The 19,134-nt window shown below is 66.4% G+C and carries 32 protein-coding genes; all 32 read right to left on the bottom strand.

Translation table 11 applies throughout. The features are described from left to right. Positions 1-52 precede the first annotated feature (52 nt). Positions 53-1,672: an ABC-F family ATP-binding cassette domain-containing protein gene (locus ACZ60J_RS20330; RefSeq protein ID WP_469683591.1), complete on the bottom strand. Its 1,620-nt coding sequence runs from the start codon at positions 1,670-1,672 to the stop codon at positions 53-55. Positions 1,673-1,731: 59 nt separating this feature from the next. Continuing rightward, positions 1,732-2,583: a tRNA pseudouridine(38-40) synthase TruA gene (truA, locus tag ACZ60J_RS20325; protein WP_469683590.1), complete on the bottom strand. Its 852-nt coding sequence runs from the start codon at positions 2,581-2,583 to the stop codon at positions 1,732-1,734. A 104-nt stretch (positions 2,584-2,687) separates the two neighbouring features. Continuing rightward, entirely contained in the window at positions 2,688-3,152 is a 465-nt protein-coding gene (rplQ, locus tag ACZ60J_RS20320; protein WP_250751467.1) for a 50S ribosomal protein L17, read from the bottom strand. A gap of 108 nt (positions 3,153-3,260) precedes the next feature. Beyond that, positions 3,261-4,283, bottom strand: coding sequence for a DNA-directed RNA polymerase subunit alpha (locus ACZ60J_RS20315; RefSeq protein ID WP_008739666.1), 1,023 nt, complete (start codon positions 4,281-4,283; stop codon positions 3,261-3,263). A gap of 146 nt (positions 4,284-4,429) precedes the next feature. Beyond that, a complete protein-coding gene (gene rpsK, locus ACZ60J_RS20310) occupies positions 4,430-4,834 on the bottom strand; it encodes a 30S ribosomal protein S11 (RefSeq protein WP_003956432.1) in 405 nt (134 codons plus the stop codon). A gap of 54 nt (positions 4,835-4,888) precedes the next feature. After that, on the bottom strand, positions 4,889-5,269 hold the full coding sequence (gene rpsM / locus ACZ60J_RS20305) for a 30S ribosomal protein S13 (protein ID WP_254387356.1): 381 nt from the start codon (positions 5,267-5,269) through the stop codon (positions 4,889-4,891). Positions 5,270-5,469: 200 nt separating this feature from the next. Further along, positions 5,470-5,583 (bottom strand): 50S ribosomal protein L36, encoded by a 114-nt coding sequence (rpmJ, locus tag ACZ60J_RS20300; RefSeq protein ID WP_003956441.1) that lies wholly within the window; start codon positions 5,581-5,583, stop codon positions 5,470-5,472. Positions 5,584-5,659: 76 nt separating this feature from the next. Further along, positions 5,660-5,881 (bottom strand): translation initiation factor IF-1, encoded by a 222-nt coding sequence (infA, locus tag ACZ60J_RS20295; RefSeq protein ID WP_003956442.1) that lies wholly within the window; start codon positions 5,879-5,881, stop codon positions 5,660-5,662. 184 nt (positions 5,882-6,065) lie between these two features. Then, positions 6,066-6,917: a type I methionyl aminopeptidase gene (gene map / locus ACZ60J_RS20290; protein WP_250751465.1), complete on the bottom strand. Its 852-nt coding sequence runs from the start codon at positions 6,915-6,917 to the stop codon at positions 6,066-6,068. Positions 6,918-7,016: 99 nt separating this feature from the next. Continuing rightward, a complete protein-coding gene (locus ACZ60J_RS20285; protein WP_469683587.1) occupies positions 7,017-7,664 on the bottom strand; it encodes an adenylate kinase in 648 nt (215 codons plus the stop codon). After that, positions 7,664-8,980: a preprotein translocase subunit SecY gene (gene secY / locus ACZ60J_RS20280; RefSeq protein WP_469683585.1), complete on the bottom strand. Its 1,317-nt coding sequence runs from the start codon at positions 8,978-8,980 to the stop codon at positions 7,664-7,666. The genes ACZ60J_RS20285 and secY overlap by 1 nt, the downstream gene beginning before the upstream one ends. Positions 8,981-9,166: 186 nt before the next feature. Then, positions 9,167-9,622, bottom strand: a complete 456-nt coding sequence (gene rplO / locus ACZ60J_RS20275) for a 50S ribosomal protein L15 (protein ID WP_254387359.1) — start codon at positions 9,620-9,622, stop codon at positions 9,167-9,169. Positions 9,623-9,624: 2 nt separating this feature from the next. Further along, positions 9,625-9,807: a 50S ribosomal protein L30 gene (rpmD, locus tag ACZ60J_RS20270; RefSeq protein ID WP_215079434.1), complete on the bottom strand. Its 183-nt coding sequence runs from the start codon at positions 9,805-9,807 to the stop codon at positions 9,625-9,627. Next, on the bottom strand, positions 9,807-10,406 hold the full coding sequence (gene rpsE / locus ACZ60J_RS20265; RefSeq protein ID WP_469683583.1) for a 30S ribosomal protein S5: 600 nt from the start codon (positions 10,404-10,406) through the stop codon (positions 9,807-9,809). The genes rpmD and rpsE overlap by 1 nt, the downstream gene beginning before the upstream one ends. Before the next feature lie 45 nt (positions 10,407-10,451). Beyond that, positions 10,452-10,835 carry a 50S ribosomal protein L18 gene (gene rplR, locus ACZ60J_RS20260; RefSeq protein ID WP_030008471.1) on the bottom strand — a complete coding sequence of 128 codons (384 nt, stop codon included), beginning with the start codon at positions 10,833-10,835 and terminating at the stop codon, positions 10,452-10,454. 2 nt (positions 10,836-10,837) lie between these two features. Next, complete coding sequence (rplF, locus tag ACZ60J_RS20255) at positions 10,838-11,377, bottom strand: 50S ribosomal protein L6 (RefSeq protein ID WP_382972165.1); 540 nt, start codon at positions 11,375-11,377, stop codon at positions 10,838-10,840. A 20-nt stretch (positions 11,378-11,397) separates the two neighbouring features. Next, a complete protein-coding gene (rpsH, locus tag ACZ60J_RS20250) occupies positions 11,398-11,796 on the bottom strand; it encodes a 30S ribosomal protein S8 (RefSeq protein ID WP_008739698.1) in 399 nt (132 codons plus the stop codon). A gap of 223 nt (positions 11,797-12,019) precedes the next feature. Then, on the bottom strand, positions 12,020-12,205 hold the full coding sequence (locus ACZ60J_RS20245) for a type Z 30S ribosomal protein S14 (protein ID WP_003956452.1): 186 nt from the start codon (positions 12,203-12,205) through the stop codon (positions 12,020-12,022). A 5-nt stretch (positions 12,206-12,210) separates the two neighbouring features. Next, positions 12,211-12,762, bottom strand: a complete 552-nt coding sequence (gene rplE, locus ACZ60J_RS20240; RefSeq protein ID WP_030008469.1) for a 50S ribosomal protein L5 — start codon at positions 12,760-12,762, stop codon at positions 12,211-12,213. Continuing rightward, the gene (gene rplX, locus ACZ60J_RS20235; protein WP_469683582.1) at positions 12,762-13,085 is read right to left on the bottom strand and encodes a 50S ribosomal protein L24; all 324 of its coding nucleotides are present in this window, start codon (positions 13,083-13,085) and stop codon (positions 12,762-12,764) included. Before rplX ends, rplE begins: the two co-directional genes overlap by 1 nt. A 2-nt stretch (positions 13,086-13,087) precedes the next feature. After that, positions 13,088-13,456, bottom strand: coding sequence for a 50S ribosomal protein L14 (rplN, locus tag ACZ60J_RS20230; protein ID WP_023539336.1), 369 nt, complete (start codon positions 13,454-13,456; stop codon positions 13,088-13,090). Between the two features lie 124 nt (positions 13,457-13,580). After that, the gene (rpsQ, locus tag ACZ60J_RS20225; RefSeq protein ID WP_243333368.1) at positions 13,581-13,862 is read right to left on the bottom strand and encodes a 30S ribosomal protein S17; all 282 of its coding nucleotides are present in this window, start codon (positions 13,860-13,862) and stop codon (positions 13,581-13,583) included. Then, positions 13,862-14,086 (bottom strand): 50S ribosomal protein L29, encoded by a 225-nt coding sequence (gene rpmC / locus ACZ60J_RS20220; protein ID WP_030201568.1) that lies wholly within the window; start codon positions 14,084-14,086, stop codon positions 13,862-13,864. The genes rpsQ and rpmC overlap by 1 nt, the downstream gene beginning before the upstream one ends. Then, positions 14,086-14,505, bottom strand: coding sequence for a 50S ribosomal protein L16 (gene rplP, locus ACZ60J_RS20215; protein WP_365042062.1), 420 nt, complete (start codon positions 14,503-14,505; stop codon positions 14,086-14,088). Before rplP ends, rpmC begins: the two co-directional genes overlap by 1 nt. 5 nt (positions 14,506-14,510) lie before the next feature. Further along, positions 14,511-15,353, bottom strand: coding sequence for a 30S ribosomal protein S3 (gene rpsC / locus ACZ60J_RS20210; protein ID WP_469683579.1), 843 nt, complete (start codon positions 15,351-15,353; stop codon positions 14,511-14,513). After that, on the bottom strand, positions 15,353-15,700 hold the full coding sequence (gene rplV / locus ACZ60J_RS20205; protein ID WP_007265904.1) for a 50S ribosomal protein L22: 348 nt from the start codon (positions 15,698-15,700) through the stop codon (positions 15,353-15,355). The genes rpsC and rplV overlap by 1 nt, the downstream gene beginning before the upstream one ends. Positions 15,701-15,743: 43 nt before the next feature. Beyond that, on the bottom strand, positions 15,744-16,025 hold the full coding sequence (gene rpsS / locus ACZ60J_RS20200; protein WP_003966956.1) for a 30S ribosomal protein S19: 282 nt from the start codon (positions 16,023-16,025) through the stop codon (positions 15,744-15,746). A gap of 12 nt (positions 16,026-16,037) precedes the next feature. Beyond that, positions 16,038-16,874, bottom strand: a complete 837-nt coding sequence (gene rplB, locus ACZ60J_RS20195; RefSeq protein WP_469683577.1) for a 50S ribosomal protein L2 — start codon at positions 16,872-16,874, stop codon at positions 16,038-16,040. A gap of 39 nt (positions 16,875-16,913) precedes the next feature. Then, the gene (rplW, locus tag ACZ60J_RS20190; RefSeq protein WP_030154694.1) at positions 16,914-17,237 is read right to left on the bottom strand and encodes a 50S ribosomal protein L23; all 324 of its coding nucleotides are present in this window, start codon (positions 17,235-17,237) and stop codon (positions 16,914-16,916) included. After that, positions 17,237-17,887 carry a 50S ribosomal protein L4 gene (gene rplD, locus ACZ60J_RS20185; protein ID WP_254387363.1) on the bottom strand — a complete coding sequence of 217 codons (651 nt, stop codon included), beginning with the start codon at positions 17,885-17,887 and terminating at the stop codon, positions 17,237-17,239. The genes rplW and rplD overlap by 1 nt, the downstream gene beginning before the upstream one ends. A gap of 4 nt (positions 17,888-17,891) precedes the next feature. Then, positions 17,892-18,536 carry a 50S ribosomal protein L3 gene (gene rplC, locus ACZ60J_RS20180; RefSeq protein ID WP_469683575.1) on the bottom strand — a complete coding sequence of 215 codons (645 nt, stop codon included), beginning with the start codon at positions 18,534-18,536 and terminating at the stop codon, positions 17,892-17,894. Between the two features lie 14 nt (positions 18,537-18,550). Further along, positions 18,551-18,859 carry a 30S ribosomal protein S10 gene (gene rpsJ, locus ACZ60J_RS20175; RefSeq protein WP_003948644.1) on the bottom strand — a complete coding sequence of 103 codons (309 nt, stop codon included), beginning with the start codon at positions 18,857-18,859 and terminating at the stop codon, positions 18,551-18,553. Positions 18,860-19,134: the final 275 nt, after the last annotated feature.

The raw sequence follows: 19,134 nt of genomic DNA, 5'->3' as shown, positions 1-19,134 counted from the left end.
GCCGCAGCCCCACAACGAAGTCCCCTCGACCCAAGCCGGGGGCGGTCTACCCCTAGCGCTTCCGCTCGACCCTACGTTCGTCCCAGACGGGCTCCGTAGTCTCCCGCACAACACCGTCTGAACCGAAGACCAGGTAACGGTCAAAAGTCCTGGCGAACCACCGGTCGTGCGTGACGCACAACACAGTGCCGTCGTACGCCTCCAGCCCGTCCTGCAGTGCTTCCGCCGACTCCAGGTCGAGGTTGTCCGTCGGCTCGTCGAGCAGCAGCGCCGTCGTACCGGCGAGCTCCAGCAGCAGGATCTGGAAGCGTGCCTGCTGGCCGCCCGAGAGCCGCTCGAAGGCCTGCTCGCCCTGGCGCTCCAGCTCGTAGCGGCGCAGGGCGCCCATCGCCTGGCCCAGCGGCTTGGCCGCCTCCGTCCACAGGATGTCGACGAGCGTGCGGCCGAACAGCTCGGGGTGGGCGTGGGTCTGCGCGAAGTGGCCGGGGACCACGCGGGCGCCGAGCTTCCAGTCACCCGTGTGCTTGACGTCCTCGCCCGCCATCAGGCGCAGGAAGTGCGACTTCCCGGAGCCGTTGGAGCCCAGGACCGCGACCCGCTCCCCGTAGAAGACCTCCAGGGAGAAGGGCTTCATCAGCCCGGTGAGCTCCAGGTTCTCCACCGTGAGCGCGCGGACGCCCGTACGGCCGCCCTTGAGCCGCATCTTGATCTCCTGCTCGCGCGGCGGCTCCGGCGGCGGGCCGGCCTCCTCGAACCGCTTGAAGCGGGTCTGCATCGCGTGGTAGCGGGAGGCCATGTCCGGGCTGCTCGCTGCCTGGCCGCGCAGGCGCAGCACCAGGGCCTTGAGCCGGGCGTGCTCCTCGTCCCAGCGCCGCTTGAGCTCCTCGAAGCGCGCGAAGCGCTCCTTGCGGGCCTCGTGGTACGTGGCGAAGCCCGCGCCGTGCACCCAGACGTCGGAGCCGTTCGGGCTCGCCTCCAGGCTGATGATCTTCTCGGCGGCCTGGGTGAGGAGCTCCCGGTCGTGGCTGACGAAGAGCACCGTCTTGCGGGTGGCGGCCAGCTGCTCCTCCAGCCACCTCTTGCCCGGGACGTCGAGGTAGTTGTCCGGCTCGTCGAGCAGCAGCACCTCGTCCGGCCCGCGCAGCAGCGCCTCCAGGACGAGCCGCTTCTGCTCACCGCCCGAGAGCGTGCGCACCTCGCGGAACTGCGCCGAGTCGTACGGGATGGCCAGCGCGGCCATCGTGCAGACGTCCCACAGCGTCTCCGCCTCGTACCCCTGCACGTCGGCCCAGTCGCTGAGCGCCTGCGCGTAGTTCATCTGGGCGGCTTCGTCGTCCACCGTCAGGAGCGCCTGCTCGGCCCGGTCCACCGCCTTGGCGGCCTCCCGGATCCGCGGCTGGGACACCGAGACCAGCAGGTCCCGTACGGTCGTCTCGTCGCGGACGGAGCCCACGAACTGCGACATCACGCCGAGCCCGCCGCTGACGGTCACGCCGCCGCCGTGCGGCTGGAGCTCGCCGGAGATCATCTTCAGCAGTGTGGTCTTGCCGGCCCCGTTCGCCCCGACCAGGGCGACGACCGACCCCTCCCCCACCCGGAAGGAGACGTCGGGGAGCAGAACCCGCCCGTCGGGAAGGTAGTACTCCAGGTGGCTGGCTTCGAGATGTCCCATGCGGGGCATTGTCCAGGTCCGGCGCCGATCCGCCCAAACGAGTTAGCCCGGCGCCCTTCCTAGCAGCAGCCGGCGCCCGGCAGGGTCCGCATGTTCCGTGCTTCCCTGCTCCGCGCGGCCAGCAGTTCGTCGGCCGGGTAGCCGACCTCCTCCAGGGTCAGCCCGTGCGGCTTGACCACGTGCACCGAGGAGTCCCGCACGGCCGCGGCCAGCACCTTCCCGGGCCAGTCGGTGCTCCGGTGGCCGTCGCCGACGTGCAGCAGGGCTCCGACCAGCGAGCGGACCATGTTGTGGCAGAAGGCGTCGGCGCGGACGGTCGCGGTGATGATCCCCTCCGCGTCCCGCTCCCAGCTGAGCTGCTGGAGGGTGCGGATGGTCGTGGCCCCCTCGCGCTTCTTGCAGTACGCGGCGAAGTCGTGCTCCCCGACCAGGGAGGCCGCGGCCTCGTTCATGGCGTCCACGTCGAGCGGCCACTGGTACCAGAGCACGTGCCCGCGGCGCAGCGGGTCCACGCCGGCCTGGTGGTCGCCCACGCGGTAGGCGTAGCGCCGCCAGATCGCGGAGAACCGCGCGTTGAACCCGGCGGGGGCCTCGGCGGCCTTCCACACCCGCACGTCGTGCGGCAGCCGCCCGGCGAGGCGCCGCAGGAGCTTGTCCTGGTGCTCGGCCCACACCTCGTCCCGTACGTCGAACTGCGCAACCTGCCCGCGCGCGTGCACGCCCGCGTCGGTCCGGCCGGCCACGGTCAGCTCCACCGGGTCGGGCAGCCGCATCACGGTCTGCAGGGCCGACTCCAGCTCCCCCTGGACGGTCCGCAGCACGCGCTGCTTCGCCCAGCCGGAGAAGTCCTTGCCGTCGTAGCTCAGGTCCAGCCGCACCCGGACGTGCCCGGGCTCCACCTCGTCACTCACGTGCCACATCCTCTCAGCTGCGTCTTCCGCAGGAATGCAGAACGGGCCCGCCCCGGAAGGGGGCGGGCCCGTTCAGAGCCTTGTCAGCGTGATCCCGGAAGGGATCAGGCCTCCTTGGTCTCCTCGGCGGCGGGAGCCTCGGCGGCCTCCGCCTCCTTCACGGCGCGCTTGGTGGCGGCCTCGGCCTCACCAGTGGCCTGCTGGGCGACCGTAAGGGCCTCGACCAGCTCGATCACGGCCATCGGGGCGTTGTCGCCACGACGGTTGCCGATCTTGGTGATGCGCGTGTAACCACCGGGGCGGTTCTCGTAGCGCGGGGCGATCTCGGTGAACAGCGTGTGCACGATGCTCTTGTCCGTGATCGTCTGCAGCACCAGGCGACGGTTGTGGATGTCGCCCTTCTTGGCCTTGGTCACCAGACGCTCGGCGTAGGGACGCAGGCGGCGGGCCTTGGCCTCGGTGGTGGTGATGCGGCCGTGCTCGAAGAGCGACTTCGCGAGGTTCGCGAGGAGGTGCTTCTCGTGCGCAGCGCTGCCGCCCAGACGGGCACCCTTTGCGGGACGCGGCATGGTGTTACTCCTTCATATCTGCACCGGCCGTGTCAGGTACCGGTGTCAGTTCCCCCGAGGCGGACGCCGCGGGAAAGTCTTCGTACTGCTGGTGGTGCTCGGTGGTGCTTAGTACTGCTCGGTCTCGACGAAACCGGCGTCCGCGTCGTCGTCGGCGCCGAAGGCGTCGGCGGCGGCGGTCGGGTCGAATCCGGGCGGGCTGTCCTTGAGGGCCAGGCCCATGCCGGCCAGCTTCGCCTTGACCTCGTCGATCGACTTCGCACCGAAGTTGCGGATGTCGAGCAGGTCGGCCTCGGAGCGGGCGACGAGCTCACCCACGGAGTGGATGCCCTCGCGCTTGAGGCAGTTGTACGAGCGGACCGTGAGCTCGAGCTCCTCGATCGGCAGCGCCAGGTCGGCGGCCAGGGCCGCGTCCGTCGGCGAGGGGCCCATGTCGATGCCCTCGGCGTCGATGTTGAGCTCGCGGGCCAGACCGAACAGCTCGACCAGGGTCTTGCCGGCGGACGCCATGGCGTCGCGCGGGCGCATGGCCTGCTTGGTCTCGACGTCGACGATGAGCTTGTCGAAGTCGGTGCGCTGCTCGACTCGGGTCGCCTCGACCTTGTAGGTGACCTTGAGGACCGGGCTGTAGATGGAGTCGATCGGGATGCGACCGATCTCCTGGCCCAGCTGCTTGTTCTGGACGGCGGAGACGTAGCCGCGACCGCGCTCGACGGTCAGCTCCATCTCCAGCTTGCCCTTGCCGTTGAGCGTGGCGAGGACCAGGTCCGGGTTGTGCACCTCGACACCGGCCGGGGGCGCGATGTCGGCAGCGGTGACCAGGCCGGGACCCTGCTTGCGCAGGTACATCACGACCGGCTCGTCGTGCTCCGAGGAGACGACCAGCTGCTTGATGTTGAGGATGATGTCGGTGACGTCTTCCTTGACACCCGGCACGGTGGTGAACTCGTGCAGAACGCCGTCCACGCGGATGCTGGTGACAGCGGCACCCGGGATCGAGGACAGGAGCGTGCGGCGGAGCGAGTTGCCGAGGGTGTAGCCGAAGCCCGGCTCCAGCGGCTCGATCACGAACCGCGAGCGGTACTCGTCTACGACCTCTTCGGTCAGCGAGGGACGCTGAGCGATAAGCATGTGGATTCCTTCATTCGTGGACGCCCACTATTTGACGCCCGACGGGTGCAGCTTGCGCTACGGACTACAAGGGTACGGGCGGTACGTCCCCCGCGAGGGGTTCGTACCGCCCGGACACTCAAAGACGCACAGGTGCGCCCGCTGCGTCAGACGCGGCGGCGCTTCGGCGGACGGCAGCCGTTGTGCGGGGTGGGGGTGACGTCCTGGATCGAGCCGACCTCGAGGCCGGTGGCCTGGAGGGAGCGGATCGCGGTCTCACGGCCGGAGCCGGGACCCTTGACGAAGACGTCGACCTTGCGCATGCCGTGCTCCTGCGCGCGACGGGCGGCCGACTCGGCGGCCATCTGCGCGGCGAAGGGGGTGGACTTGCGCGAGCCCTTGAAGCCGACGTGGCCGGCGGAGGCCCAGGAGATCACGTTGCCCGAGGGGTCCGTGATCGAGACGATGGTGTTGTTGAACGTGCTCTTGATGTGGGCGTGCCCGTGAGCGACGTTCTTCTTTTCCTTGCGGCGCACCTTCTTGGCAGCGCCCTGACGACCCTTGGGGGGCATCTAAATCTCCTACGGGAGGTGGTCGGTCCTACAGCGCAAGACCGCTGAACAGGACTACTTCTTGCCCGGCTTCTTCTTACCGGCGATCGCGCGACGCGGACCCTTGCGGGTACGGGCGTTCGTGCTGGTGCGCTGACCGTGCACGGGCAGGCCACGACGGTGGCGAACACCCTGGTAGCACTGGATCTCGACCTTGCGGCGGATGTCGGCCTGGATCTCGCGGCGGAGGTCACCCTCGGTGCGGAGGTTGGCGTCCACGTACTCGCGGATCTTGACCAGGTCCTCTTCGGCCAGGTCACGAACGCGGGTGTTCGGGTTCACACCGGTGGCCGCAAGGATCTCCTTGGACCGGGTGCGACCGACACCGAAGACGTAGGTGAGTGCGATCTCCACACGCTTTTCGCGCGGGATGTCAACACCGGAAACGCGTGCCATTCAATGGCTCCTGTGTGTTCGGGGGTCTTCAGCAGAACCGAACCCCGGCCGCCGACCACACCAGATGGGTGGTGGTACGTCCGGGTCCCCGGCCCCCGCCGGAGGTGCCGCCGGCCCTGGTCGGGGCTAGGCGGGTTCTGCGTATGTACGTTTTCTTACGTCGCGCGAAGAACTGCGTAGTGCAGGTCGGTCGGCGTGCGTCAGCCCTGGCGCTGCTTGTGGCGCAGGTTGTCGCAGATGACCATGACCCGGCCGTGACGGCGGATCACCTTGCACTTGTCGCAGATCTTCTTGACGCTCGGCTTGACCTTCATGTTGGTGAGGTTCTCCGGGTCAGTGCCACCACCCGCGCGTCGGGACAGGACGTCCGGACGGGAGTGAGGACAAGATCTACTTGTATCGGTAGACGATCCGGCCACGCGTCAGGTCGTACGGAGAAAGCTCCACCACGACCCGGTCATCGGGAAGGATGCGGATGTAGTGCATACGCATCTTGCCGCTGATGTGCGCGAGGACCTTGTGACCGTTCTGGAGTTCCACCTTGAACATGGCGTTCGGGAGGGACTCGATCACGGTGCCCTCGATTTCGATGGCACCTTGCTTCTTGGCCACGCTTCGCCTTTCGAATCGGCTACCTTGATCAGCTCCTCGCCTTCGCATGAGGACATGCGGGTGCAAAGGAGCCGACGAGTCAGTCTACGTCAGGGCCCACTGAAAGACGAATCCGGAAAGTGTGCCCTACAGGATAGATCATCAATCCTGCCCATACCGGTCGGCCCAGCGGGCCGGCCACGGCTCAGCCCAGCGGGTCCGGCGCGGTGGTCACGCCGTACTCCGCCAGCTTCGCCTTGCCGCAGTCCGGGGAGGTCAGGACGATCGGCCCCTCCTCGGTCAGGGCGATGGAGTGCTCCCAGTGCGAGGACCAGGTTCCGTCCGTGGTGATGACCGTCCAGTCGTCCGCCAGGACCTCCGTCTGGGCGGTGCCCAGCGAGACCATCGGCTCGATCGCCAGGCACAGGCCGGGGACGAGCTTGATGCCCTTGCCCCGCTTGCGCGAGACGTAGTTCAGCAGGTGCGGGTCCATGTGCATCTCGGAACCGATGCCGTGGCCGCCGTAGTCCTCGATGATCCCGAACTTGCCGAGGCTGTGCTCACCCGTGGTCGGACGGGGCTGCCGCTTGATGTAGGTCTCGATCGCCTTCGAGATGTCCACGAGGCGGTTGCCGAGCTTCATGGCGGCGATCCCGGCCCACATGGACTCCTCGGTCACCCGGGAGAGCTCCACGAGCTCAGGGGCGTGCCCAGAGCCCACGAAGGCGGTGTACGCGGCGTCGCCGTGCCAGCCGTCGACGATCGCGCCGGCGTCGATCGAGATGATGTCGCCGTCCTTCAGGACCGTCTTGTCGTCGGGGATGCCGTGGACCACGACCTCGTTGACCGAGGTGCAGATGGTCGCGGGGAACCCGCCGTAGCCGAGGAAGTTCGACTTGGCGCCGGCGTCCGCGATGACCTTGCGGGCCACCATGTCCAGATCCCGCGTCGTGGCGCCCGGCACGGCCGCCTCACGGGTCGCCGCGTGGATCGCAGCGACGACCAGCCCCGCCTCACGCATCTTCGCGATCTGCTCGGGGGTCTTGATCTGGACCATGACGTACCTGCCACCTTCGGATTCGGGTCTTTCAACAGTACGGCCGCGGCGTCCTGGGGACACCGCGGCCGGGCTGCACTACAGGTGAACTGCTTCTTGCTACTTCTTCAGGGCGTCCAGCGCGCGCTGCGTGACGTCCTTGACCTCACCCAGGGCCGGGATCGTCGACACGAGGCCCTGGGCCTTGTAGTAGTCGATGATCGGCTCGGTCTGGGTGTGGTAGACGTCCAGCCGGTTGCGGACGGCTTCCTCGGTCTGGTCCTCGCGCACGTACAGCTCGCCGCCGCAGAGGTCGCAGACGCCCTCGACCTTCGACGGGCGGTAGTCCACGTGGAAGATGTGCGCGCTGTCCTTGCGGCAGGTGCGGCGCCCGGCGAGGCGCTTGACGACCTCGTCCTCCTCGACCTCCAGGTCGAGGACGGCGTCGAGGTTCATCGAACCGGCCTTCAGCATCACGTCGAGGGCCTCGGCCTGCGAGACGTTGCGCGGGAAACCGTCGAGCAGGAAGCCGCCGGCGGCGTCCGGCTGCTCCATCCGGTCCTTGGCCATGCCGATGGTGATCTCGTCCGGGACGAGGTCACCGGCGTCCATGAACGCCTTCGCGCGGCGGCCGAGCTCGGTGCCCTGGCTGATGTTGGCCCGGAACAGGTCGCCCGTGGAGATGTGGGGGATGGACAAGGTCTCGGCAAGCACAGTCGCCTGCGTTCCCTTGCCCGCGCCCGGCGGGCCGACGAGGACGATTCGCATCAGCGGAGGAACCCTTCGTAATTACGCTGCTGGAGCTGGCTCTCGATCTGCTTCACGGTTTCCAGACCCACACCCACGATGATCAGGATGCTCGTCCCGCCGAACGGGAAGTTCTGGTTCGCTCCGAAGCCGGCCAACGCCATCGTCGGCACAAGAGCGATCAGACCCAGGTACAGCGACCCCGGCCAGGTGATCCGGTTGAGTACGTAGCTCAGGTACTCAGCGGTAGGCCGACCGGCGCGGATGCCCGGAATGAACCCACCATACTTCTTCATGTTGTCTGCAACTTCCTCGGGGTTGAACGAGATCGCCACGTAGAAGAACGCGAAGAAGACGATCAGGAGGAAGTAGGTGGCGATGTAGTACGGGTGGTCGCCCTTGACGAAGTGCTTGCTGATCCAGTTGGCCCAGCCGGCGGTGGAACCGCTGAACTGGACGATCAACGCCGGGATGTACAGCAGCGACGAGGCGAAGATGACCGGGATGACACCGGCCTGGTTCACCTTGAGCGGGATGTACGTCGAGGTGCCGCCGTACGCGCGCCGGCCGATCATGCGCTTCGCGTACTGGACCGGGATCCGCCGCTGGGCCTGCTCGACGAAGACCACCAGGGCCACCATCGCGAGGCCGACCAGGATGACCACGCCGAACTCGACCCAGCCGTCCGCGATCTTGCCCTGCTCCTTGATGGCCCACAGGGAACCGACGAAGCCGGCGGCGATCGAGATGAACATCAGGATCGACATGCCGTTGCCGATGCCCCGGTCGGTGATGAGCTCACCGAGCCACATGACGAGGCAGGTACCGGCGGTCATGGTGAGCACCATGACGACGGTGGTGAAGATCGACCGGTCGGGAACGATCTGGTCTTTGACGGAGCACGTCCCGAAGAGGGCTCCACTGCGGGCGGTGGCGACGAGGCCGGTGCCCTGCAGGATCGCGAGCGCGACCGTCAAATAGCGCGTGTACTGAGTGATCTTCGACGTGCCGGCCTGACCCTCTTTTTTGAGGTTCTCCAGCTTCGGGATGACCACGGTCAGCAGCTGCAGGATGATGCTCGCCGTGATGTACGGCATGATGCCGAGCGCGAAGATCGTGATCTGGAGCAGCGCGCCACCGCTGAACATGTTGACGAGACCGAAGAGGCTGTTGTTGCCCGCCCCCATCTGGTCCACACAGATCTGAACGTTCTTGTAGCTCACGCCGGGTACCGGCACGTGGGAACCGAGTCGGTACAGCACGATGATGGCGAGCGTGAAAAGCAGCTTCTTGCGCAGGTCGGGCGTCTTGAACGCCCGGGCGAACGCGGTGAGCACGGTGCCTCCTGCGACCCCCGCGCTACTGCGTCAGAGGTGACGGTCTGAGGGATCGACGAATGTGTACAAGCAAAGGTGCAGGCCACCTTACCGGCGTCTGCACCTCCCACGGAACGACCAACCGGGGATGCCCCATATGTGAGGCATCCCCGGTCGGGTTTCTAGCTATTTGTCACTGAGTTCGTCTTAGACGAGCTCGGTCACAGAGCCACCAGCGGCGGCAATCTTCTCCTTGGCGGAGCCGGAGACGGCGTCAACCGAAACCTGCAGCGCCACGGAGATCTCGCCCTGGCCCAGGACCTTGACGAGGCTGTTCTTGCGAACCGCGCCCTTGGCGACCAGGTCGGCCACCGTGACTTCTCCACCCTCGGGGTAGAGAGCGCCGAGCTTGTCCAGGTTCACGACCTGGAACTCGGTGCGGAACGGGTTCTTGAAGCCCTTGAGCTTCGGCAGACGCATGTGGAGGGGCATCTGCCCACCCTCGAAGCGCTGCGGGATCTGGTAGCGGGCCTTCTGGCCCTTCGTACCACGACCGGCCGTCTTACCCTTCGACGCCTCACCACGACCGACACGGGTCTTCGCGGTCTTGGCGCCGGGGGCGGGACGGAGGTTGTGGGCCTTCAGCGGGCTGTTCTCAGCCATGATTAGTCAACCTCCTCAACCGTCACGAGGTGGCGGACGGTGTGAACCATTCCGCGGAACTCGGGGCGGTCCTCCTTGACGACGACGTCGTTCAGGCGCTTGAGCCCGAGCGAACGCAGCGTGTCGCGGTGGTTCTGCTTGCTGCCGATGTACGACTTGACCTGCGTGACCTTGAGACGAGCCATTACGCACCCGCCCCAGCACGCGCACGGAGCAGAGCCGCGGGGGCGACGTCCTCGAGGGGCAGACCACGGCGAGCCGCGATCTCCTCGGGACGCTGCAGGCCCTTGAGGGCCGCCACGGTCGCGTGCACGATGTTGATCGCGTTGGAAGAGCCGAGCGACTTCGACAGGATGTCGTGAACGCCGGCGCACTCCAGAACGGCGCGCACCGGGCCACCGGCGATAACACCGGTACCGGGGGCGGCCGGCTTCAGCAGCACGACGCCCGCGGCACGCTCGCCCGTGATCGGGTGAGGGATGGTGCCCTGGATGCGCGGAACCTTGAAGAAGGACTTCTTGGCTTCCTCGACACCCTTGGCGATGGCCGCGGGAACTTCCTTGGCCTTGCCGTAACCGACACCTACGGTGCCGTCACCGTCGCCCACCACGACCAGCGCGGTGAAGCTGAAGCGGCGACCACCCTTGACAACCTTGGCGACGCGGTTGATCGCGACAACGCGCTCAACGTAAGCGGTCTTCTCGACGGCAGCACCGTCGCGACCCTTCCGGTCCCGCCGCTCGCCGCCACCGGCACCGCTTCCGCGGCGCTGGGGTCCAGCCATTGGATTACCTCTCTCTGTTACGTCCGTGAGTCCCGGAACCGGGGCTTAGAACTTCAGCCCGGCTTCGCGGGCGGCGTCAGCCAGAGCGGCAATGCGCCCGGCGTATCGGTTGCCACCGCGGTCGAACACGACGGTCTCGACACCCGCGGCCTTGGCACGCTCGGCGACGAGTGCGCCGACGGCCTGGGCCTGCGAGCTCTTGTCGCCTTCGCCACCGCGGATCGAAGCGTCCAGGGTCGACGCGGACGCCAGGGTGTGACCCTGGAGGTCGTCGATGACCTGAGCAACGATGTTGCGGTTGGAACGCGTCACGACGAGGCGCGGACGCTCCGCCGTACCCGAGACGTTCTTGCGGATGCGGATGTGGCGGCGAGCCTTGGCAGCGCGCTTGTACGCGTCGCCCTTGGCGATCTTCACACCGTATGCCATGGCTACTTACCAGCCTTTCCGACCTTGCGGCGGATGACCTCGCCGGCGTACTTGACACCCTTGGCCTTGTACGGGTCGGGCTTCCGCAGCTTGCGGATGTTGGCGGCGACCTCGCCGACCTTCTGCTTGTCGATGCCCTCGACCGAGAACTTGGTGGGCGACTCGACCTTGAAGGAGATGCCCTCGGGCGCCTCGATCAGGATCGGGTGGCTGTAGCCAAGCTGGAACTCCAGGTTGGAGCCCTTCGCGGCGACGCGGTAACCGACACCGCTGATCTCAAGAGCCTTCACGTAACCCGTGGTCACGCCGGTGATCATGTTCGCCACCAGCGTGCGGGACAGGCCGTGCAGGGCCTTGTTCTGACGCTCGTCGTTGGGGCGGGTGACGTTCAGAACGCCGTCCTCACCCTTGACGATCTCGATCGGAGCCTTGACGGTGAGCGCGAGGGAGCCCTTGGGGCCCTTCACGGACACAGCCTGGCCGTCGATGGTGACGTCCACACCGGCGGGAACCTGGATGGGGAGCTTGCCGATTCGCGACATTGCTTTTCCTCCGTTCCCGACTACCAGACGTAGGCGAGGACTTCCCCACCTACGCCCTTCTTGCCTGCCTGCTGGCCGGTGAGCAGACCGTGGGACGTGGAGATGATCGCCACGCCCAGGCCGCCGAGCACCTTCGGCAGGTTGGTGGACTTTGCGTACACACGCAGACCGGGCTTCGAGATCCGCTTGATGCCCGCAATGGAGCGCTCGCGGTTCGGGCCGAACTTCAGCTCGAGGACGAGGTTCTTGCCGACCTCGGCGTCCTCGACCTTCCAGCCGGTGATGAAACCCTCCTGCTTGAGGATCTCTGCGATGTGCGACTTGATCTTGCTGTGCGGCATCACGACGGAGTCGTGGTACGCCGAGTTAGCGTTACGCAGACGCGTGAGCATGTCTGCGATCGGGTCAGTCATGGTCATGAAGTGGCCTTCGGCCTCTCTCGCCGGGGTTTCCTGTATGCGCCATCCCTCTCCCCGCTCAGTGGCGGGACGGGTGCGGTGCGGGGACCTACGGCGTAGTAAGTCGTTATGGGCGGCGGACGCCCAACCACACAAGCCTAAGGCATGCGCGGCCGGGCATCCGCCGACCAGATGCTTACCGAGAGTCTCTGGTTCCTCCCAAGTCCTTGCGGACGAGAGGGAATTACCAGGAGCTCTTGGTCACGCCCGGCAGCTCGCCACGGTGAGCCATCTCACGAAGGCAGACGCGGCACAGGCCGAACTTGCGGTACACGGAGTGGGGACGACCGCAGCGCTGGCAGCGGGTGTACGCACGCACACCGAACTTGGGCTTGCGGGCAGCCTTCGCGATGAGAGCCTTCTTCGCCATCTCGCTTACGCCTCCTTGAAGGGGAAGCCGAGGTGACGAAGGAGCGCGCGGCCCTCAGCGTCGTTGGTCGCCGTGGTGACCACGGTGATGTCCATACCCCGGGTACGGTCGATCTTGTCCTGGTCGATCTCGTGGAACATGACCTGCTCCGTGAGACCGAAGGTGTAGTTGCCACGGCCGTCGAACTGCTTCGGCGACAGACCACGGAAGTCACGGATACGCGGCAGCGCGAGCGACAGCGTACGGTCCAGGAACTCCCACATGCGGTCACCACGGAGGGTGACGTGGCAGCCGATCGGCTGACCCTCACGCAGCTTGAACTGCGCGATGGACTTGCGGGCCTTCGTGACGGCCGGCTTCTGACCGGTGATCGTCGTCAGGTCCTTGATGGCACCGTCGATCAGCTTCGAGTCACGGGCGGCGTCACCGACACCCATGTTCACGACGATCTTGACGAGGCCGGGGATCTGCATGACGTTCTCGTAGGAGAACTCCTCACGCAGCTTGCCCGCGATGTCCTCGCGGTACTTCGTCTTGAGACGCGGAGTGGTAGCCATCAGATGTCCTCACCCGTCCGCTTGGCAACGCGGATCTTGTTGCCCTCGTCGTCGAAGCGGTAGCCGACGCGGGTGACGACCTTCTGGCCGTCCTTCTCCACGACCAGCTGAACGTTGCTGACGTGGATCGGCGCCTCGGTGATCACGATGCCACCGGTCTGCGAGCCACCAGCGGTCTGGCCGGCCTTGGTGTGCTTCTTGACCCGGTTGACACCCTCGACGAGGACGCGGTTCTCGCTGGGCATGGCCACGATGACCTTGCCCTGCTTGCCCTTGTCCTTACCGGTGATGACCTGGACCAGGTCGCCCTTCTTGATCTTCATGCTTACAGCACCTCCGGCGCGAGCGAGATGATCTTCATGAACTTCTTCTCGCGCAGCTCACGGCCCACCGGGCCGAAGATACGGGTGCCACGAGGGTCGCCGTCGTTCTTCAGAATGACGGCGGCGTTCTCGTCGAAGCGGATGTACGAGCCGTCCTGGCGGCGGCGCTCCTTGACGGTGCGAACGATGACCGCCTTGATGACGTCACCCTTCTTCACGTTGCCGCCGGGGATCGCGTCCTTGACGGTGGCGACGATCACGTCACCGATGCCCGCGTAGCGGCGACCGGAGCCACCGAGAACACGGATGCAAAGGATCTCCTTGGCACCAGTGTTGTCGGCGACACGCAGTCGCGACTCCTGCTGGATCACGTCTATCTCCTGTTTGTCTGCCGGTTCCCGGCGGGGGCCTCACTCCGAAGAGCTACCGCCCCCACCGAGCCTGGCGGAACGAACCTGAGGGGCCCCCGGGCTTGCTGCCCGGGGCCTCAGATAATTACTTGGCCTTCTCGAGGATCTCGACGATGCGCCAGCGCTTGCTCGCCGACAGCGGACGCGTCTCCATGATGAGGACGCGGTCGCCGACGCCGGCAGCGTTCTGCTCGTCGTGCGCCTTGAGCTTGTTCGTACGGCGGATGACCTTGCCGTACAGAGCGTGCTTCACGCGGTCCTCGACAGCGACGACGACGGTCTTGTCCATCTTGTCGCTGACGACCAGACCCTCACGGGTCTTGCGGAAACCGCGGTCAGTCGTCTCAGTCACGTTCTTCTCGCTCATCAGGCGCTCTCCACCGTCTCGATACCGAGCTCACGCTCGTGCATCAGGGTGTAGATGCGAGCGATGTCCTTACGGACGGACTTGAGCCGGCCGTTGTTCTCCAGCTGGCCGGTGGCCGCCTGGAAACGGAGCTTGAACAGCTCTTCCTTGGCCTCACGAAGCTTGGCGACGAGTTCCTCGTTGCCCAGCTCGCGCAGCTCCGACGCCTTGGTACCGGCCGCCATCACGACTCACCTGCCTCGCGCTTGACGATCCGGCACTTCATCGGCAGCTTGTGGGCTGCGCGAGTGAGCGCCTCACGCGCAATCTTCTCGTTCGGGTAGGACAGCTCGAACATGACCCGGCCCGGGTGCACGTTCGCGATCCACCACTCCGGGGAACCCTTACCGGAACCCATGCGGGTCTCGGCAGGCTTCTTCGTGAGCGGACGGTCCGGGTAGATGTTGATCCAGACCTTGCCGCCACGCTTGATGTGGCGGGTCATGGCGATACGCGCCGACTCGATCTGGCGGTTCGTCACGTAGGCGGGGGTGAGCGCCTGGATGCCGTACTCGCCGAACGAGACCTCAGTACCGCCCTTGGCCATACCGCGGCGCTTCGGGTGGTGCTGCTTGCGGTGCTTGACCCTACGAGGGATCAGCATGTCGGTCAGGCCTCCGTTCCGGTGCTCTCAACCGGAGCGGCGGCGGGGGCGTCGGCCTTGGGGGCCTCCACACCAGCAGCCTGCTGCGGCTTGCGGCCACCACGGCCGCCGCGCTCGCCACCACGGCCACCACGGCCGGCGGGACGGTCGCCAGCGCCGGCGGCACCACGGGCCGGGCGGTTACCCGCACGGGCCGCAGCGTTCTCGGCGCGAACCTCGGCGATGTTCTTGACGTCGCCCTTGTAGATCCAGACCTTCACACCGATACGGCCGAAGGTGGTCTTGGCCTCGAAGAAGCCGTAGTCCACGTTCGCGCGGAGGGTGTGCAGCGGCACACGGCCTTCGCGGTAGAACTCGGAGCGGGACATCTCGGCGCCGCCGAGACGGCCGCCACACTGGATCTTGATGCCCTTGGCGCCGGCCTTCATCGTGCCCTGCATGCTCTTACGCATGGCGCGACGGAAGGAGACGCGGGAGGAGAGCTGCTCGGCAACGGCCTGCGCGACGAGCTGAGCGTCGACCTCGGGGTTCTTGACCTCGAGGATGTTCAGCTGGACCTGCTTGCCCGTGAGCTTCTCGAGGTCACCGCGGATGCGGTCGGCCTCGGCGCCACGGCGGCCGATGACGATGCCCGGACGAGCGGTGTGGATGTCCACACGCACGCGGTCACGGGTGCGCTCGATCTCAACCTTCGAGATGCCGGCGCGCTCCATGCCGGACGTCATCATCCTGCGGATGGCGACGTCTTCCTTGACGTAGTCCTTGTACAGCTTGTCGGCGTACCAACGCGACTTGAAGTCGGTGGTGATGCCGAGCCGGAACCCGTGCGGGTTTACCTTCTGGCCCATTACCGGGAACCTTCCTTGCTGCTGACGACCACGGTGATGTGGCTGGTCCGCTTGCGGATCCGGTAGGCACGGCCCTGGGCACGCGGACGGAACCGCTTCAGGGTCGGGCCCTCGTCCACGTACGCCTCGCTGATGACCAGCGTGGAGGCGTCGGGGTGGTTGTAGTTGTGTGCGGCGTTGGCAATGGCGCTGTCCAGCACCTTGCCGACCGGCACGCTCGCGGCCTGCGGGGCGAAACGCAGGACCGCCTGAGCCTCCGTGGCATCCATGCCACGGATAAGGTCCACCACTCGGCGGGCCTTCATGGGCGTGACGCGGATGTACCGCGCCTGGGCCCTGGCTTCCATGGTTGTCCCTTCGGTGTAAGTCATAGTCGTTTCCACCCCGCCTTTAGCGGCGCTTCGACTTCCGGTCGTCCTTGACGTGGCCGCGGAAGGTGCGAGTCGGCGAGAACTCGCCGAGCTTGTGGCCGACCATCGACTCGGTGACGAACACCGGGACGTGGATCTTGCCGTTGTGCACCGCGATGGTGTGACCCAGCATTGCCGGGACGATCATCGAGCGACGGGACCAGGTCTTGATGACGTTCTTGGTACCGGCTTCGTTCTGTACGTCCACCTTCTTGATGAGGTGTCCGTCGACGAAGGGTCCCTTCTTGAGACTGCGCGGCATCTAAACCCGCTCCTAGCGCTTCTTGTTCGTCTTGCGGCGGCGGACGATGTACTTGCTCGAAGCCTTCTTCGGCGAGCGAGTACGACCCTCCTTCTGACCCCACGGGGAGACCGGGTGGCGACCACCGGAGGTCTTACCCTCACCACCACCGTGCGGGTGGTCGACCGGGTTCATCGCGACACCGCGGACGGTCGGGCGAACGCCCTTCCAGCGCATGCGGCCGGCCTTGCCCCAGTTGATGTTCGACTGCTCGGCGTTGCCGACCTCACCGACGGTGGCGCGGCAGCGGGCGTCGACGAGACGGATCTCGCCGGACGGCATGCGGAGGTGGGCCATGACGCCCTCCTTCGCGAGCAGCTGCACGGAGGCACCAGCGGAGCGGGCGAACTTGGCGCCGCCACCGGGACGGAGCTCGATCGCGTGGATCGTGGTACCGACCGGGATGTTGCGGAGCGCCAGGTTGTTACCGGGCTTGATGTCGGCCGTGGGGCCGTTCTCGATCCGGTCACCCTGCTTCAGGTTCTTCGGCGCAATGATGTAGCGCTTCTCACCGTCGGCGTAGTGCAGGAGCGCGATGCGCGCCGTGCGGTTGGGGTCGTACTCGATGTGCGCGACCTTGGCCGGCACGCCGTCCTTGTCGTGACGACGGAAGTCGATCACACGGTAGGCGCGCTTGTGGCCGCCACCCTGGTGTCGAACCGTGATCCGACCGGTGTTGTTACGGCCGCCCTTGCTGTGCAGGGGGCGGACCAGCGACTTCTCCGGCGTGGACCGCGTGATCTCGACAAAGTCGGCGACGCTGGAGCCACGACGGCCCGGGGTCGTCGGCTTGTACTTGCGGATACCCATTTCTCAGTCCTCGTCCGATTCCGGACGACTAGACCTCCGTTAGGAGGCCTGGCCGCCGAAGATGTCGATTCGGTCGCCCTCAGCGAGGGTCACGATGGCGCGCTTGGTGTCAGCGCGCTTGCCAAAACCGGTCTTGGTGCGCTTGCGCTTACCCTGACGGTTGATCGTGTTGACCCCGGTGACCTTGACCCCGAAGACCGCCTCGACGGCCTGCTTGATCTGGGTCTTGTTGGAGCCGGGCGCGACGATGAACGTGTACTTGTTCTCGTCCAGCAGCGCGTAGCTCTTCTCCGAGACAACCGGCTTGATCAGCAGGTCGCGCGGGTCAGTGAAGGTCTTGCTGGTAACGGTCGCCTCGGACATCAGGCGTCGCTCCCTTCGGTCTCGTCGGCCTTGGGGCCAGACACGAAGGACTCGAAAGCGGTCTGGGTGAAGACCACGTCGTCAGAGACGATCACGTCGTACGTGTTCAGCTGGCCCGGCTCCAGGATGTGAACCTGGGGCAGGTTGCGGGCGGACAGCCACGCGGCCTCTTCGGAGCGGTCGACGACCAGGAGCAGGTTCTTGCGCTCCGAGATCTTGCCGAACAGCGTCTTGGCGGCCTTCGTGGAGGCGGCACCCTCGACCACGCCGGTGACGACGTGGATGCGGGAGTGACGCGCACGGTCCGAGAGGGCACCGCGGAGGGCGGCGGCCTTCATCTTCTTCGGGGTCCGCTGCGAGTAGTCACGCGGCTGCGGGCCGTGGACGACGCCACCGCCGACGAACTGCGGAGCGCGGGTGGAACCCTGGCGAGCGCGGCCGGTGCCCTTCTGGCGGTACGGCTTGCGGCCACCACCACGGACTTCGCCACGACGCTTGGTCTTGTGCGTGCCCTGACGGGCAGCAGCCAGCTGAGCGACGACGACCTGGTGGATCAGCGGAACGCTGGTCTTCGCGTCGAAGATCTCCGCGGGGAGCTCGACGGTACCGGCCTTGTCGCCTGCCGGCGAAAGGATGTCAATGGTGCTCATTAACTCAAGCCCCCTTAACCGCGGTACGGACCAGGACGAGGCCGCCGTTCGGACCGGGAACTGCGCCCTTGATGAGGAGCAGACCCTTCTCCGCGTCAACCGCGTGGATGGTCAGGTTCTGGGTGGTGACGCGCTCGTTGCCCATGCGACCGGCCATGCGCATGCCCTTGAAGACACGCCCAGGGGTGGCGCAGCCACCGATCGAACCGGGGGAGCGGTGCTTGCGCTGCACACCGTGACCGGCGCCGAGGCCCCGGAAGTTGTGCCGCTTCATGACACCGGCGAAGCCCTTGCCCTTGCTGTTGCCCGTGACGTCAACCTTGACGCCGGACTCGAACACGGCCGCAGTGATCTCCTGGCCGAGGGTGTACTCGGCGGCGTCGGAGGTGCGGAGCTCCACCAGGTGGCGGCGCGGGGTGACGTCGGCCTTGGCGAAGTGGCCCTTGAGGGGCTTGTTCACCTTGCGCGGGTCGATCTCGCCGTAGGCGATCTGGACCGACTCGTAGCCGTCGACATCGTTCGTACGGACCTGGGTAACGACGCAGGGTCCGGCCTTGACAACGGTGACCGGGACGACACGGTTGTTCTCGTCCCAGACCTGGGTCATGCCGAGCTTCTCGCCCAGGACGCCCTTGATCTGCTTTGCCATCTTCTCGACGCCTCTCAGAGCTTGATCTCGATGTCAACGCCGGCCGGAAGGTCCAGGCGCATCAGCGAGTCAACGGTCTTGGGCGTCGGGTCGAGGATGTCGATCAGGCGCTTGTGCGTGCGCATCTCGAAGTGCTCGCGCGAGTCCTTGTACTTGTGCGGCGACTTGATGACGCAGTACACGTTCTTCTCAGTGGGCAGCGGCACCGGGCCCGCGACCGACGCACCAGTGCGGGTCACCGTCTCGACGATCTTCTTCGCCGAGGAGTCGATGACCTCGTGGTCGTAGGCCTTGAGCCGGATGCGGATCTTCTGTCCCGCCATGGCTACTCCGTAGTCCTGTCTGTTGTGGAAACGCTCTGGTTCCCGGCCGGCTGCGGATCCCTCCGCCGCTCTCCTCCGACCCACGCGGTCGGGCGTGTCGCGCTCCCTCTACAGAAAATTCCCATACGGAAATTCCCTCGTCCAAGGGGGCGCGGTCCCAAGACCGCAGATCGGGGGCGAACACCCACCGAGTACCTGGCAGGCACCGTGCTGACGCTTCCCGAAAGATTCCCGTACGTCCGCCCCATTGCTGCCCCGAGAGGCAGGTAGAGCGA

The sequence above is a fragment of the Streptomyces sp. NPDC104226 genome (assembly GCF_055584085.1).
The sequence above is the reverse complement of the archived record's forward strand: the minus strand, read 5'-3'. Positions and strand labels throughout refer to the sequence as shown.

Coding starts and splice junctions, on each gene's coding strand:
- rpsC (WP_469683579.1), bottom strand. CDS start 15,353: ATGGGCCAGAAGGTAAACCCGCACGGGTTCCGGCTCGGCATCACCACC.
- rpsE (WP_469683583.1), bottom strand. CDS start 10,406: ATGGCTGGACCCCAGCGCCGCGGAAGCGGTGCCGGTGGCGGCGAGCGG.
- rplO (WP_254387359.1), bottom strand. CDS start 9,622: ATGGCTGAGAACAGCCCGCTGAAGGCCCACAACCTCCGTCCCGCCCCC.
- ACZ60J_RS20245 (WP_003956452.1), bottom strand. CDS start 12,205: ATGGCGAAGAAGGCTCTCATCGCGAAGGCTGCCCGCAAGCCCAAGTTC.
- rpmC (WP_030201568.1), bottom strand. CDS start 14,086: ATGGCGGCCGGTACCAAGGCGTCGGAGCTGCGCGAGCTGGGCAACGAG.
- rplQ (WP_250751467.1), bottom strand. CDS start 3,152: ATGCCGCGTCCCGCAAAGGGTGCCCGTCTGGGCGGCAGCGCTGCGCAC.
- rplB (WP_469683577.1), bottom strand. CDS start 16,874: ATGGGTATCCGCAAGTACAAGCCGACGACCCCGGGCCGTCGTGGCTCC.
- rplD (WP_254387363.1), bottom strand. CDS start 17,887: ATGAGCACCATTGACATCCTTTCGCCGGCAGGCGACAAGGCCGGTACC.
- ACZ60J_RS20330 (WP_469683591.1), bottom strand. CDS start 1,672: ATGGGACATCTCGAAGCCAGCCACCTGGAGTACTACCTTCCCGACGGG.
- map (WP_250751465.1), bottom strand. CDS start 6,917: ATGGTCCAGATCAAGACCCCCGAGCAGATCGCGAAGATGCGTGAGGCG.
- rpsS (WP_003966956.1), bottom strand. CDS start 16,025: ATGCCGCGCAGTCTCAAGAAGGGACCCTTCGTCGACGGACACCTCATC.
- rplF (WP_382972165.1), bottom strand. CDS start 11,377: ATGTCGCGAATCGGCAAGCTCCCCATCCAGGTTCCCGCCGGTGTGGAC.
- rplR (WP_030008471.1), bottom strand. CDS start 10,835: ATGGCATACGGTGTGAAGATCGCCAAGGGCGACGCGTACAAGCGCGCT.
- rplE (WP_030008469.1), bottom strand. CDS start 12,762: ATGGCTACCACTCCGCGTCTCAAGACGAAGTACCGCGAGGACATCGCG.
- rpmJ (WP_003956441.1), bottom strand. CDS start 5,583: ATGAAGGTCAAGCCGAGCGTCAAGAAGATCTGCGACAAGTGCAAGGTG.
- rplC (WP_469683575.1), bottom strand. CDS start 18,536: ATGGCAAAGCAGATCAAGGGCGTCCTGGGCGAGAAGCTCGGCATGACC.
- rpmD (WP_215079434.1), bottom strand. CDS start 9,807: ATGGCTCGTCTCAAGGTCACGCAGGTCAAGTCGTACATCGGCAGCAAG.
- rpsK (WP_003956432.1), bottom strand. CDS start 4,834: ATGCCCCCCAAGGGTCGTCAGGGCGCTGCCAAGAAGGTGCGCCGCAAG.
- ACZ60J_RS20285 (WP_469683587.1), bottom strand. CDS start 7,664: ATGCGAATCGTCCTCGTCGGCCCGCCGGGCGCGGGCAAGGGAACGCAG.
- rpsJ (WP_003948644.1), bottom strand. CDS start 18,859: ATGGCGGGACAGAAGATCCGCATCCGGCTCAAGGCCTACGACCACGAG.
- rplW (WP_030154694.1), bottom strand. CDS start 17,237: ATGTCCGAGGCGACCGTTACCAGCAAGACCTTCACTGACCCGCGCGAC.
- ACZ60J_RS20315 (WP_008739666.1), bottom strand. CDS start 4,283: ATGCTTATCGCTCAGCGTCCCTCGCTGACCGAAGAGGTCGTAGACGAG.
- rpsQ (WP_243333368.1), bottom strand. CDS start 13,862: ATGAGCGAGAAGAACGTGACTGAGACGACTGACCGCGGTTTCCGCAAG.
- rplP (WP_365042062.1), bottom strand. CDS start 14,505: ATGCTGATCCCTCGTAGGGTCAAGCACCGCAAGCAGCACCACCCGAAG.
- rplV (WP_007265904.1), bottom strand. CDS start 15,700: ATGGAAGCCAGGGCCCAGGCGCGGTACATCCGCGTCACGCCCATGAAG.
- rpsM (WP_254387356.1), bottom strand. CDS start 5,269: ATGGCACGCGTTTCCGGTGTTGACATCCCGCGCGAAAAGCGTGTGGAG.
- rplX (WP_469683582.1), bottom strand. CDS start 13,085: ATGAAGATCAAGAAGGGCGACCTGGTCCAGGTCATCACCGGTAAGGAC.
- rpsH (WP_008739698.1), bottom strand. CDS start 11,796: ATGACCATGACTGACCCGATCGCAGACATGCTCACGCGTCTGCGTAAC.